Raw genomic sequence first — 14,295 nt, forward strand, 5'->3', positions numbered from 1 at the left:
GGCTCGGCCATGTACGACGAGTACATCCGCTGGTCGCCGACGCTCCGCGCCAACTGGGACAGAGTCCTCGAGACCGTCAACGACAACAAGGCACTGCTTCCCTCGGCCAGCCGCACGCGCGTACCCGCCGGCTCCGACCCGGACGTCTATGCCATGCAGCGCACCAGCACCGACGGCAAGCAGACCGCGCTGCTGATCTACAACTTCCACAACACTCCGGAGAACGTGACAGTCGACCTGACCGGCACGGGTATCAACACGCACCAGCTGCCCCGGGACCTCTACAACGGAGGTGTGGGCCCGGTCATCGACGGCACGAGCTACACCGTCAGCCTCCCTGCCTACGGCTTCACGATGCTGCGGGTATCGACCAGCCAGGTCGCGAACTCGGCGCTCTAGCAGGTGTGAGTCTCGCGCGACCGCTCCTCGGTGGGGCGGTCGCGCGAGCCTTGTTCGTCTTATACAAATGTGACCTCGGCGGACGCGTGGCGGTCGTCGCGGTGCGTGGCGATACGGAGCTCGGCGCCGTCATCGGACGGGGTGCCGCAGGCCACGAGGCGCTCACCGGCGAACACGGGGCTGTGGAAGCGGAAGGCGAGGGAGCGCACGCGGCGATCGGGGGAGTGGCGGCGGGGCAGCTCCAGCATGAGCAGGGCCAACAGGGGGCCGTGGACGACGAGGCCGGGGTAGCCCTCCTCGGCCCGGCAGTAGGGGGCGTCGTAGTGGATGCGATGCGCGTTGGCCGTCAGGGCACTGAATCGGAAGAGCAGCGCCGGGTCCGGGTGGAGCGGGAGCCGCCACGGCTCGTCGGTGAGCGGGACGGCGGACTCGTCGAGGGTGACGGGGTGCTGGGCGGCGTTGCGGCCCGACCGGTAGACGATGTCCTGTTCCTCGACGACGCAGGCGCGGCCCCGCTGGCGGAACTCCCGACGTTCGGTGACGAACAGCATCTCGCCGGTGCGCCCCTGCTTAGGCGTGACCGTGTGCAGAGTGCTGATGCGCTCCGTTGACATCCCGAGGCGAAGCGGCTCGAGGATCTCGCAGCGGCCGCCGGCCCACATGCGCTGGCGGTTCGGGATCGGAGGCAGGAAATGGCCGTCGCGCGGGTGCCCGTCGGCGCCGAGCTCGGACCGCGCGGGCCAGCTGAGGAAGTAGAGCCACTGCCACAGCGGGGGGAGGGGAGCGTCGACGCCGGCAACTGTCTCGGGAAGGTCGAGGACGGCCGACAGAGCCGCCGCGGGGCCGACTGGCAGCACGGGCTCACGCTCGACGACCGGGCCGGGAGCCCAGGACTCCACATACGAGCTCAGCGGGGGACTGACTTCGGCATGCATGATTCTCCATGATGGTAGTGCCGGTGCACGAATGAAAACCTGGAGAGGTCCCGATCGATGACCATCGCCGCTTCCCCGGAAGACCGTCCGCTGACCGGCATCACGGTCGTCAGCGTCGAGCAGGCCGTGGCGGCGCCGTTCGCGACCCGCCAGCTGGCCGACCTCGGGGCGCGGGTGATCAAGGTGGAGCGGCCGGGCGGGGGAGACTTCGCGCGGCGGTACGACACGACCGTGCACGGCGAGTCCAGTTACTTCGTTTGGCTCAACCGCTCGAAGGAGTCCGTGACGCTCGACCTCAAGTCGGAGGCGGGCCGGGAGGTGCTGGAGCGTCTGCTCGCGGGCGCCGACGTGTTCGTGCAGAACCTGGCGCCGGGCGCGGCGGCCCGGATGGGTCTGGGCGCCGAGGCCCTGGCCGAGAGGTTCCCCTCCCTGATTCCCTGCTCCATCTCGGGCTACGGTTCGAGCGGTCCGTGGGCCGACCGCAAGGCGTACGACCTGCTGGTGCAGTGTCAGACCGGCCTGGTCTCGCTGACCGGCAACGAGCACGGCTCCGCGCGTGCCGGTGTGTCCGTCGCCGACATCGCGGCCGGCATGTACGCCTACTCGGGCGTCCTGACCGCGCTGTTCGCACGGGCTACCAGGGGGGCCGTGCGCGCGGTGGAGGTGTCGTTGTTCGAGGCGCTGGCCGAGTGGATGAGCCAGCCCGCCTACTACACCCGCTTCGGCGGCAGCCAGCCCCCGCGCATCGGCACCCAGCACGCCACCATCGCCCCGTACGGCGCGTACACCGCCGCCGATGGCAAGGACGTGCTCTTCTCCATCCAGAACGAGCGCGAATGGCTGGCTCTGTGCGAGCAGTTCCTGCGCCGCCCCGAGCTCGTCGCTGATCCACGGTTCGCCACCGGCTCTGCTCGTGTGGCCCATCGCGACGAGCTGAACGCGATCGTGGCGGGGCGGTTCGCCGAGCTGGACGGCTCCGACGTCATGAAGCTGCTGGACGAGGCGGGCATCGCGAATGCGGGCGTCAACGACGTCGAGGAATTCCTCGCGCACCCCGTGCTGTCCGGCCGGGATCGCTGGCGCGACGTGCCGATTCCCGGCGGCGTCACGGTGCCCGCGCTGCTGCCGCCCGCGGACCTGGCGGGCATGGAGGCGCGGATGGACGCCGTCCCGGCCGCCGGTGAACACACCGCCACCATCCTGGCCGAGCTGGGCTACAGTGCGGCAGAGATCGACGATCTGCGGGCCGACCACGTGATCTGACCTGCCGGAGGCGGCATGAGCACTCTTGACATCCTGTCCGAGGACGAACAGCTCATCGTGCGAACAGTCGGTGACTTCGTCGACAAGGACGTCAAGCCCGTCGTGCGGGAGCTGGAGCACGCCGACACCTACCCCGAAGACCTGATCGAGCGGATGAAGCAGCTCGGCATCTTCGGACTCGCCGTGGCCGAGGAGTACGGCGGCAATCCCGTCTCGACGCCGTGCTACGTGCTGATCACCGAGGAGCTGGCTCGCGGCTGGATGAGCCTGGCCGGCGCGATGGGCGGGCACACCGTCGTCGCCAAGCTGCTGCTGCACTTCGGCACCGAGGAGCAGCGGCGCCGCTACCTGCCGAGGATGGCCACCGGCGAGCTGCGTGCGACGATGGCGCTGACCGAGCCGGGCGGCGGCTCCGACCTCCAGGCCATGCACACGGTCGCCCGCAAGAACGCCGCTGCCGAGGGCTACGTGGTCAACGGGGCCAAGACCTGGATCACCAACTCGCGGCGCTCCGGTCTGATCGCCCTGCTGTGCAAGACCGACCCGGACGCGACGCCCGCGCACCAGGGCATCTCGATCCTGCTCGTCGAACACGGGCCGGGCCTGACCGTCTCCCGCGACCTGCCCAAACTCGGCTACAAGGGCGTCGAGAGCTGCGAACTCTCCTTCGACGACTACCACGCGCCCGCCGACGCCGTGCTGGGCGGAGTCGAGGGCAGCGGGTTCGCGCAGATGATGAAGGGGCTCGAGACCGGACGCCTCCAGGTCGCCGCCCGCGCCCTCGGCGTCGGCCGCGCGGCCTTCGAGGACGCCCTGGCCTACGCGCAGCAGCGCGAGTCGTTCGGCCAGCCGATCTGGAAGCACCAGTCGATCGGCAACTACCTGGCCGACATGGCGACCTCGCTCACGGCGGCCCGGCAGCTCACGCTCTACGCGGCCCGCGAGGCGGACGCGGGACGGCGCGTGGACATGGAGGCCGGCATGGCCAAGCTGTTCGCCTCCGAGACCGCCATGCAGATCGCCCTCAACGCCGTCCGCGTCCACGGCGGCTACGGCTACTCCACCGAGTTCGACGTCGAGCGCTACTTCCGCGATGCCCCGCTGATGATCGTCGGCGAGGGCACCAACGAGATCCAGCGCAACGTGATCGCAAGTCAGCTTGTAAAGCGCGGAGGCTTGGACGCATGAAGTTTGTCAGCCTCCGCAGCGACAAAGAACCACTCGTGCAGAGAGAAGGAGGGATGGGCCATGTTTCGCAAGGTGTTGGTCGCCAATCGCGGTGAGATCGCGATTCGCGCGTTCCGGGCCGCCTATGAGCTGGGCGCGAGGACCGTCGCGGTATTCCCGCACGAAGATCGCAACTCGCTGCACCGGTTGAAGGCGGATGAGGCGTACGAGATCGGCGAGGTCGGACACCCCGTACGCGCCTATCTCTCCGTATCCGAGATCATTCGCGCGGCCCGGCTGGCAGGCGCCGATGCCGTCTATCCGGGTTACGGGTTCCTGTCGGAGAACCCGGAGCTCGCGCGGGCGTGCGAGGAGGCCGGGATCACGTTCGTCGGGCCAAGCGCGCAGTTGCTGGAGCTGACGGGCAACAAGGCGCGTGCGGTGGCCGCCGCGCGCGCGGCCGGTGTGCCGGTTCTCGGCTCCTCGCAGCCTTCGAGCGACGTGGATCAACTGGTGGCGGCCGCGGAGACCATCGGCTTCCCGCTGTTCGTGAAGGCCGTAGCGGGTGGCGGCGGACGCGGGATGCGACGGGTGCAGGATCGTGCCGCGCTGCGCGAGTCGATCGAGGCGGCCGCGCGCGAGGCCGCGTCCGCGTTCGGCGATCCGACCGTCTTCCTGGAGAAGGCCGTCGTCGAGCCGCGGCATATCGAGGTGCAGATCCTCGCGGACGGTCAGGGCAACGTGATGCACCTGTTCGAGCGGGACTGCTCGGTCCAGCGGCGGCACCAGAAGGTGATCGAGCTGGCGCCCGCGCCGAACCTCGACCCCGCGTCGCGCGAGCGGATCTGCGCGGACGCGGTGCGGTTCGCCGAGTCGATCGGCTACCACAACGCCGGCACGGTGGAGTTCCTGCTCGACCGCGAGGGCAACCACGTCTTCATCGAGATGAACCCGCGCATCCAGGTCGAGCACACGGTCACCGAGGAGGTCACCGACGTCGACCTGGTGCAGTCGCAGCTGCGTATCGCCTCCGGCGAGACGCTCGCCGACCTGGGACTGTCGCAGGAGACGGTGACGCTGCGCGGAGCGGCGTTGCAGTGCCGGATCACCACCGAGGATCCGGCCAACGGCTTCCGCCCGGACACCGGGAAGATCAGCGCGTACCGCTCGCCGGGCGGTTCGGGCATCCGGCTGGACGGCGGCACCACGCACGCCGGCACGGAGATCAGCGCGCACTTCGACTCGATGCTGGTCAAGCTCACCTGCCGGGGCAGGGACTTTCCCACGGCGGTGCGTCGCGCGCGGCGTGCGGTGGCCGAGTTCCGCATCCGCGGCGTGGCGACGAACATTCCGTTCCTGCAGGCGGTGTTGGACGATCCGGACTTCCAGGCCGGGCATGTGACGACCTCGTTCATCGAGCAGCGCCCCTATCTGCTGACGGCTCGTCACTCGGCGGACCGTGGCACGAAGCTGCTCACGTACCTCGCCGACGTCACGGTGAACAAGCCGCACGGCGAGCGGCCGGAGCTGGTCGACCCGGCCGTGAAGCTGCCGCCGGTACCGGCGATCGAGCCGCCCGCGGGCTCGAAGCAGAAGCTTGTGGAACTCGGACCGGCCGACTTCGCCCGCTGGCTGCGCGAGTCTCCGACGATCGGGATCACGGACACGACCTTCCGTGACGCGCACCAGTCGCTGCTGGCCACCCGGGTGCGTACCAGGGACATGCTCGCCATCGCCCCCGTCGTCGCCCGCACGCTGCCCGGGCTGCTGTCGCTCGAGTGCTGGGGCGGCGCCACCTACGACGTCGCGCTGCGCTTCCTGGCCGAGGATCCGTGGGAGCGGCTGGCCGCGCTGCGCGCCGCCGTGCCCAACATCTGCCTGCAGATGCTGCTGCGCGGCCGCAACACCGTCGGCTACACCCCGTATCCCACGGAGGTGACCGACGCGTTCGTGCAGGAGGCCGCGGAGACCGGCGTCGACATCTTCCGGATCTTCGACGCGCTCAACGACGTCGAGCAGATGCGTCCCGCGATCGACGCGGTCCGGGCCACCGGCACGTCCGTCGCCGAAGTAGCCCTCTGCTACACCGCCGACCTGTCCAACCCGGCGGAGCGCCTGTACACGCTGGACTACTACCTGCGGCTGGCCGAGCAGATCGTCGCGGCGGGCGCGCACGTGCTGGCGATCAAGGACATGGCCGGGCTGCTGCGCGCCCCGGCCGCGGCCACGCTGGTCACGGCGCTGCGCCGGGAGTTCGACCTGCCGGTCCATCTGCACACGCACGACACCGCCGGCGGCCAGCTCGCCACCTACCTCGCCGCGATCCACGCGGGCGCGGACGCTGTCGACGGGGCGGTGGCCTCGATGGCGGGCACCACCTCGCAGCCGTCCCTGTCGGCGATCGTCGCGGCCACCGACTACACCGACCGGCCCACCGGCCTCGACCTGCAAGCCGTCGGCGACCTCGAGCCCTACTGGGAGTCCGTCCGCAAGATCTACGCACCCTTCGAGGCGGGCCCGGCGTCGCCGACCGGCCGCGTCTACCACCACGAGATCCCCGGCGGGCAGCTGTCCAACCTGCGCACCCAGGCGATCGCGCTCGGCCTCGGCGATCGGTTCGAGGACATCGAGGCGATGTACGCCGCGGCCGACCGCATCCTCGGGCGCCTGGTGAAGGTCACCCCGTCCTCCAAGGTCGTCGGCGACCTCGCGCTGCACCTGGTCGGCTCCGGCGTGGCCCCCGAGGACTTCGAGGCGACGCCGGACCGGTTCGACATCCCCGACTCCGTCATCGGCTTCCTGCGCGGTGAGCTCGGCACCCCGCCGGGCGGCTGGCCCGAACCGTTCCGCAGCAAGGCGCTCCAGGGCCGGGGCGAGGCCAAGCCCGTCCGCGAACTGTCCGACGAGGACCGCGACGGGCTGGACAAGGACCGGCGTGCCACCCTCAACCGCCTGCTGTTCCCCGGACCGACCCGCGAGTTCGAGACCCACCGGCACACCTACGGCGACACCAGCGTGCTGGCCAGCAAGGACTTCTTCTACGGCCTGCGCCTGGGCAAGGAGTACGCCGTCGACCTCGAACCCGGTGTACGCCTGCTGATGGCGCTCGAGGCGATCGGCGAGGCCGACGAACGCGGCATCAGGACCGTGATGGCCACCCTCAACGGTCAGCTGCGCCCGACCCAGATCCGCGACCAGGCGGCCTCCGCCGGCATCCCCGCCAGAGAGAAGGCCGACCGCGCCAACGCCGGCCACGTTCCCGCCCCCTTCGCCGGCGTCGTCACCCTCGCGGTCGCCGAAGGCGCGCAGGTCGAGGCCGGGGCCAAGGTCGCCTCCATCGAGGCGATGAAGATGGAGGCCGCCATCACCGCCTCGAAGGCGGGAACCGTGTCAAGGCTCGCCATCAACCCGATTCAGCAAGTGGAGGCCGGCGACCTGCTCGTCGTCATCGACTAGCACCGGTAGAGCTCGGTCGATCCGGTGGACGAGGTAGACGACGACGTGGTGGACGAGGTGCCGCCGTAGTCCTGTGCGGGGACTACGGTGCAGTTCTTCGCGACCCAGGACTCGATCTGGTTCGAGCTCGTACTCGACGCGGCCAGGTAGACGTACTCGACCTGGCCGCTCGTGACGTACTGCTCGAACTGCGCGAGTGTCGGCGACGGCGCCTGGCCGGAGAATCCGCCGAGCGTGAGGACGGAGGTTCCGGCGCGCAGGATGTACGGCGAAGCCTCCTGCCAGCCCGAGACGGTCAGGGTGAACTGCGCTCCGGAGTCGTGGGCTTGGACGTAGTCGAGCAGGCTCTGCTCCGAGCTGGCGAGCGACGCGTCGGAGACCCACATGCCGTTCATTCCGCCGCCCGCGGCGCCTGCGCCCCCGCCCGCACCGCTGAAGCCCCCGGCCCCGCCGCCGAAGCCGCCGGACGGCCGTCCGGAAGCCGAACCAGAGCCGCCGGCCCCGCCGCCGAACCCGCCGGCCGGCCGTCCGGAGCCGGAGCCGCCGCCGAATCCCGAGCCGCCCGCGAAGCTCGGCCGTTGGCCGCCGCCGAAGCCGCCGCCGCCCGCACCGAATCCCGAGCCGCCCGGGCCGACCGTACCCATGGCAAGGCTCTGCGAATTGCCCGCGGTGATCACCGAGGAATCCCACGTCGCCGTGCCCGTTCCCGCCACCAGGACGCACAGCGCGCAGACCGTGGCGAACACGCCGCGGGACGTCGCGATGCGGCCGCGGCCGAGCACCATGGCCGCGATCGCGCCGACCGCGACCGCGACGAGCAGCGGAACCAGCCAACTGCGATACGTCGACGAACTCGACGCGATGACGCTCGCCCAGACCGCCGTCAGCGCGATCGTGACCGGTGCGACCCACGCGCCTCGGCTGCCCTCGTGCCACGCTCGCCACAGGGCCACCGCTCCCACACCGCCGACCGCGGCGAGCGCGGGGGCGAGCGTGACGACGTAGTACGAGTGGATCGAGCCCGCCGAGTACGCGGCGCCGAAGACCACGATCCACACCGCCCACATCACGACTCCGGCGCGGATCGGGTCCGTGCGCGGAGCCCTGCGTCGCTGCCAGAGCACGAACGCGATCGAGACCGCGGCCAGCGGATAGAGCCAGCCGACCTGTGTCGACTGCGCCGATTGGAACATCGTGGCCAGTCCGCCCGAGCTCGACGCGCCCGCCGGTCCACCACCGGACTGCCCGATCGCGCCGACGCTCGACGCGCTGACGCCGAGGGAGCTGAACCGGATCAGGCCGTTGTAGCCGAAGACCATGCTGAACGGGTTGTTATTGGTCGTGCCGTCGATGAACGGCCGGTCGCCCGCGGGCACCAGTGCCACCACCACGACCCAGGACAGTGAGACCGCCACCGTGACGAGCCCGCCGATCAGCGCGTGCAGCACGCGCCTGACCGGCTTGGGCGGCGCGGCGAGGAGGTAGACCACTGCGATGGCCGGATACGCCGCCCACGCCTCGAGCATCTTGCACTGGAACGCGGCGCCCACCCACACTCCGGCGACCACGAGCGAGCGCAGCCGTCCGGTGGTCGCGGCCCGCAGCCCCGCGGAGGCCGCGAGCGTGAGGCACATGACGTAGCAGGCCTCTTCGTTGTTCGTGTGCCCGAGCGCGATCACGGCGGGCGTCAGCGCCAGCAGGCCCGCCGCGATCACCGCCTGCGCCTGGCCGGTCCAGCGGAGCACGAGCCGGTAGGCCACCGCCACGGTCACCAGGGACTCGAGGATCTGCGGCAGATCCAGCGCCCAGCCGTGGAAACCGAAGATCCGGGCGGAGAGCGCCTGCGGCCACAGGTAGCCGGGGATCTTGTCTATGGTGATCGTGTTGGCCGGGGTGAACGAGCCGAAGAAGAAGGCCTTCCAGCTCTCCGACATGCTGCGCGCCGCCGCGCCGTAGAATGCGTTGTACTCGCCGCCGCCCAGACCCCAGCAGTCCAGCACGATGGCGCACGCGGCGATCAGCGCCAGCGCGGGCAGCACCCAGCGGGGCCGCTCGGGGGTGGGTCGCAGGACGCGTTGGGCACCGTTCTCCGCTGCTCGTCTGACGGAGGCCGTAATCGTGTACATGGACTCAAGGTTTCGGATGCTCAATTAAAAGATGCTGAAGATGTCAGCCCACTGTGATGATATTCGGCCTGCTGGGAGTGGGTGGACTAGCCCGCGACGTGCGAAGATCCGGGTACGTAAGAAGAACCCAAGAATCGATCGCCGGGCGTGGCCGGTCAGTCATCCTGCGTGATGCCGCGCCAGCGCAGCACCTCGAGCGCGGCCCCGACGCCGACCACGTCCCGCGCGAGCGGCCGCGGCAGCAGCCGGTCCGCCTGGGCCAGCCGGCGCAGCAGGGTGTTGCGATGAATGTAGAGACGCTGCGCGGCGCGCGAGACGTTGCACTGCTCGGCGACGTACCCGCGGACCGATTCGGTCAGCTCCGGGTCCGCGCGCGCGAAGTCGCCGAGGACGCGGTGGACGAACTGGTCGGCCCGGTCGAGGTCGGTCGTGAGCAGCGCGACGAGTTCCACCTCGTCATGCGTGGCGAGCTGCTGCGGCGAGGCCAGCCGGGTCAGCATGCGCTGAACGATGAGCGCGTCGAAGTGTCCGCGGCGGAATCCGTCGAGCCCGCCGCCGGTGCTGCCCACGGCGATCCGCACCCGCGGGTCGGTCGCGACCGCCTCGCGCAGCCGGCCGGGGTCGGGACGGCCGTGCACCCACACCCAGCGCGTGGCCGCGCCGACCATCACGCTGAGCGGGCGCTGGTCCCCGGCGCAGGTGCCGATCAGCTCGGCGGCGCGGTCGAGCGCGGCCAGGTCGGGCTGGGGTTCCTCGCACCAGACGACGGCCGCGGTGTGCCTGCCGTCGAGCCGGTAGCCGAGGCGCTGCTCGGCGCGCGCCCGCGGGATCGGGGCGCCGTCCAGCAGAAGGCTGACGGTCTCCCGCCGCTCGGCGTGCGTGCCGTGGGTCAGCTCCTCCCGCTCGCGCGCGATCCGCTCCGTGAGCGCGGCGATCGTGTCGTCGACGAACTCGGAGATCGAGCGGCACGAGACGTCGATCAGCTCCCGCAGCTCCTCGGGATCGCTGCTGAGCGTGAAGCAGATCTGGATCCACCGGCGCAGCGCCACGCCCTGGCCGGTACGGTACGCGTCGAGCGCGGACTCGTTCAGGCCCCGGCGCACCAGGTCGCGTACGGCGTCCAGCGGCAGTTCGCCGAGGTTCGGCGCAACGCGCTCGCCCGGCCGCCGCACGTTCGACGAGGCCCAGAACAGCAGGTTCGAGCGGTTGGCACGCCGGGTCGCCGCCGCGAGCACCGGATCCTCGGCGATCTGGGAGCGCTGCGGACCGGAGAGCGTGGCCGCGTCGAGCTCGGCGAGCCAGGCGGGCGGCGGGTCGAGCACCAGCTGCGCACCCTTGCGCATCAGCTCGCGCACCCGCGGGGACGGCGGTTCCCAGGTCATGCGAACCAGCCTACGTCCGCACGGTGCACTTTGCTGTAAATGGTTCAAGATCTGGTGCATAGTGCCCCTGGAATGCGAGGCGGACGGTTGCCACCATTACGGCATGTCTCTCAATGCTGCGAGCACGGATACGCTGGACGTTCTGATCGTGGGCGCCGGGATCTCCGGCATCGGCGCCGCGTACTACCTGCAGCGCGACCATCCGAAGCGCAGCTACGCGATCCTCGAGACGCGTGCGAACCTGGGCGGCACCTGGGACCTGTTCCGCTACCCGGGCATCCGCTCGGACTCGGATCTGCACACCTTCGGCTACGCCTTCAAGCCTTGGCGCGACGACGCGATCGCCGGGGGCGACAAGATCCTCGACTACCTGCGCGAGGCGGCGTCCGAGAACGGCATCGACCGGCACATCCGCTTCCAGACGAAGGTCATCGGCGCCTCGTGGTCCTCGGCCGACTCCCGCTGGACGGTCGAGATCGAGCGAAGCGACACCGGCGAGCGCTCGACGCTGACCTGCTCCTGGCTGTTCTGCGCGACGGGCTACTACCGCTACGACGAGGGGTTCACCCCGCGCTTCGAAGGCCGCGAGAGCTTCCGCGGCCAGATCGTGCACCCGCAGCAGTGGCCTGAGGACCTGGACTATGCCGGCAAGCGCGTCGTCGTCATCGGCAGCGGCGCCACCGCGGTCACGCTCGTCCCGGCGCTGGCCGAGACCGCCGAGCACGTCGTGATGCTGCAGCGCACGCCCACGTACATCCTGCCCGTTCCCGCCCGCGACAAGCTCGCCCTCAAGCTCACTGCGTGGTTCGGCGAGGAGCGCGGCTTCGCCCTCACCCGGCGCAAGAACATCCTTCAGCAGCGGGCCGTCTGGAAGTTCTGCCAGAAGTATCCGAAGGCCGCGCGCCGGATCATCCGGCGGCTCAACGCCAAGATGCTGCCCGAGGGCTATCCGATCGACGAGCACCTCAACCCGCCGTACGAACCCTGGGATCAGCGGTTGTGCGCGGTCCCCGACGGCGACCTGTTCCACGCGATCAGCGCCGGCAAGGCCGAGATCGCGACCGATCGGATCGAGACGTTCACCGAGAACGGCATCCGCCTCGCCTCCGGCCGCACGCTCGAAGCCGACATCGTGGTGACCGCGACAGGGCTCAACGTGCAGGCGATGGGCGGCATGGCAGTGGACGTCGACGGCCAGCAGGTATCGCTCGCCGACACCGTCGCCTACAAGGGCATGATGCTCTCCGGCGTACCCAACTTCGCCTACTCCATCGGGTATACGAACTCTTCGTGGACGCTCAAGGTCGGCCTGCTCTGCGAGCACTTCTGCCGACTGCTCGCGCACATGGACGCGCACGGATACGACGTGGCGCGGCCGGTCGTCGCGGATCCGCAGATGCCGTTGCGCCCCTTCCTGAACTTCGATGCCGGGTACATCCTGCGAGTGATCGACCAACTGCCGCGCCAGGGAGATCAGGCGCCCTGGCTGACCTCGATGAACTACTCCGGCGACGTCAAGCTCCTGCGACGCCTCCCAGTCGAGGACGCGCAGCTGCGGCTGAGTAAGACGCGTGCCGCGGCATCGGTGAGGACGGGCGTCTGATGCAGCGTTACGAGCATTACGACTTCACTGCGGGAACGGCGATCGTCACCGGCGCGGCCTGCGGCATCGGTGAGCAGCTCGCGTACGCACTGGCCAGACGCGGCAGCAGTCTGGCTCTCGTCGACCGCGACGCCGACCGGCTCGAGAGGGTCGCGCGGCAGGTGCGCGAGCGAGCCGGGCAGACGGTCGCGACGTACGTGGTCGACCTCGGCGACGACGAGGCCACCCACGCACTCGGTAAGAGGCTCGCCGCCGAGCATCCGGACGCCACCCTGCTGATCAACAACGCGGGCGTGGCGCTCGGCGGCAGCTTCGAGCAGGTCAGCGAGGAGGAGTTCGACTGGCTGATGGCGATCAACTACCGCGCCGTCGTCACGCTGACCCGCGCGCTGCTGCCCACGCTGCGCGCCCACCCCGGCTCGCACCTGGTGAACATGTCCAGCCTGTTCGGTCTGATCGCCCCGGCCGGCCAGGTCGCCTACTCCACCAGCAAGTTCGCCGTGCGCGGATTCACCGAGGGGCTGCGCGCCGAACTGGCCGGGCAGGTCGGGGTGACGGTCGTGCACCCCGGCGGCATCCGCACCGGGATCGCGCAGAACGCCCGGCTGGCCGCGTCGATCGCCGGCCCGGCCGCGGAGCAGGAGCGGAAGACCTTCTCCAAGCTGCTCACCTACCCGCCCGAGAAGGCGGCCGCGGAGATCGTCGCGGCGGTCGAGCACCGTCGGCCGCGACTTCTGATCGCGGTCAGCGCGCGGATCCCCGACATACTCGCCCGGCTCACCCCGGGCCGCTACCCTGCAATCCTGGCGGCGTTCCAGCAGCTTTCCACTCGACGCCGGTGACGGCAACGGAGGTATCCATGTCCGCCCTCGACTGGCAGCCCGACATCATCGAGGGCTACCGGCAGCACGTGTTCGACCTCGGTCCCGACCCGGACGGTGAGGGAAACGCGGCTGCCGTGCTGGTGCGCCGCGAGCCGCTGGACGGCGAGTCGGCGCGGGGCGCGGTGCTGTACGTGCACGGATTCGCCGACTACTTCTTCCAGACCGAGCTCGCGGACTTCTTCGCCGAACGCGGCATGGCGTTCTACGCCCTCGACATCCGAAAGTCGGGGCGCGCGCGGCGGCCGGGGCAGACCGCGCACTACGTGTCCGACTTCGAGCTCTACGACGAAGAGCTCGAACTCGCACTCGCCGCCGTCACCCAGGAGCATTCCGACAAGCCCGTGCTGCTCGTCGCCCACTCCACCGGCGGCCTGATCCTCCCGCTGTGGCTCGACCGCCGCCGCGCCGGCCGAGGTGGCGTGACGCCGATCTCCGGAATGGTGCTCAACAGTCCTTGGTTCGATCTGCAGGGCACGCCTTCGCGCCGCGGCGTCATGACCCAGGCGCTGCGAGTGCTGGCCAAGGCGAGGCCGTTCGCGCAGCTCAAGCTCCCGCCGAGCCCGTACGGCGACACCCTGCACACCAGCGGCACCGGCGAATGGGAGTTCGACCTCGAACTCAAGCCGCTGCTCGGATTCCCGGTCACGGTCGGCTGGCTCAACGCCGTGCGCCGCGCCCATGCCCGGCTGCATCGCGGCCTGCACGTCGGTGTCCCTTCGCTCATTCTGCGTTCGGACCGCACGCTCTATTCGAGCAGCTACTCCGAGCTCAGCGAGCGCGCCGACCTCGTCCTCGACGTCACCCAGATCGCCCGCTGGGCCGGCTGCCTCGGCGACGAGACGACGATCGTGCCGGTCGAAGGCGCCCGGCACGACGTCTTCCTCTCGCTGCCCGAGGTACGCAAGCGCGCCTACGACGTGGTCGACGGCTGGCTGGCCAGATACCCGTCGACCACCGGCGCGGAGCCGACCCCGGACGTCGCCTGAACGCCGCTCGGCGCGGCGGCCAGTCGGCGCAGGGAAACGATGTGCAGGGCCATGAGCAGCGGGACGGCCGTGGTCGGGATCAGCGCGAGCGGCA

General features: G+C 70.3%; 10 protein-coding genes. 7 read left to right on the forward strand and 3 right to left on the reverse strand.

Annotated elements, in window-relative coordinates:
* The coding region (locus VG296_RS20850; protein WP_325568113.1) for a hypothetical protein at positions 1-399 on the forward strand (399 nt) is incomplete at its 5' end.
* Between the two features lie 59 nt (positions 400-458).
* Here VG296_RS20850 and VG296_RS20855 read toward each other — a convergent pair.
* Positions 459-1,334: a hypothetical protein gene (locus tag VG296_RS20855; RefSeq protein WP_325568115.1), complete on the reverse strand. Its 876-nt coding sequence runs from the start codon at positions 1,332-1,334 to the stop codon at positions 459-461.
* A 57-nt stretch (positions 1,335-1,391) separates the two neighbouring features.
* Here VG296_RS20855 and VG296_RS20860 point away from each other — a divergent pair, with 57 nt between their 5' ends.
* From VG296_RS20860 to VG296_RS20870, 3 genes are read left to right on the forward strand one after another with little or no spacing between them, the layout of a single operon-like run.
* Complete coding sequence (locus VG296_RS20860; protein ID WP_325568117.1) at positions 1,392-2,597, forward strand: CaiB/BaiF CoA-transferase family protein; 1,206 nt, start codon at positions 1,392-1,394, stop codon at positions 2,595-2,597.
* A 15-nt stretch (positions 2,598-2,612) separates the two neighbouring features.
* Positions 2,613-3,785, forward strand: coding sequence for an acyl-CoA dehydrogenase family protein (locus VG296_RS20865; protein WP_325568119.1), 1,173 nt, complete (start codon positions 2,613-2,615; stop codon positions 3,783-3,785).
* A 60-nt stretch (positions 3,786-3,845) separates the two neighbouring features.
* Complete coding sequence (locus VG296_RS20870; protein ID WP_325568121.1) at positions 3,846-7,220, forward strand: pyruvate carboxylase; 3,375 nt, start codon at positions 3,846-3,848, stop codon at positions 7,218-7,220.
* Here VG296_RS20870 and VG296_RS20875 read toward each other — a convergent pair.
* Entirely contained in the window at positions 7,217-9,346 is a 2,130-nt protein-coding gene (locus VG296_RS20875) for an ArnT family glycosyltransferase (protein ID WP_325568123.1), read from the reverse strand. The genes VG296_RS20870 and VG296_RS20875 overlap by 4 nt on opposite strands.
* Before the next feature lie 155 nt (positions 9,347-9,501).
* Entirely contained in the window at positions 9,502-10,728 is a 1,227-nt protein-coding gene (locus VG296_RS20880) for a PucR family transcriptional regulator (protein WP_325568125.1), read from the reverse strand.
* Between the two features lie 103 nt (positions 10,729-10,831).
* On the opposite strand from VG296_RS20880, the gene VG296_RS20885 reads away from it, so the two are divergent.
* The 3 genes from VG296_RS20885 to VG296_RS20895 are packed head-to-tail and all read left to right on the forward strand — an operon-like array spanning position 10,832 to position 14,201.
* A complete protein-coding gene (locus VG296_RS20885) occupies positions 10,832-12,331 on the forward strand; it encodes an NAD(P)/FAD-dependent oxidoreductase (protein ID WP_325568127.1) in 1,500 nt (499 codons plus the stop codon).
* Positions 12,331-13,173, forward strand: coding sequence for an SDR family oxidoreductase (locus tag VG296_RS20890; RefSeq protein ID WP_325568129.1), 843 nt, complete (start codon positions 12,331-12,333; stop codon positions 13,171-13,173). Before VG296_RS20885 ends, VG296_RS20890 begins: the two co-directional genes overlap by 1 nt.
* A gap of 17 nt (positions 13,174-13,190) precedes the next feature.
* Positions 13,191-14,201, forward strand: coding sequence for an alpha/beta hydrolase (locus VG296_RS20895; protein ID WP_325568131.1), 1,011 nt, complete (start codon positions 13,191-13,193; stop codon positions 14,199-14,201).
* Positions 14,202-14,295 lie beyond the last annotated feature (94 nt).

Source organism: Actinospica sp. (assembly GCF_035552695.1).
GTDB lineage: Bacteria > Actinomycetota > Actinomycetes > Streptomycetales > Catenulisporaceae > Actinospica.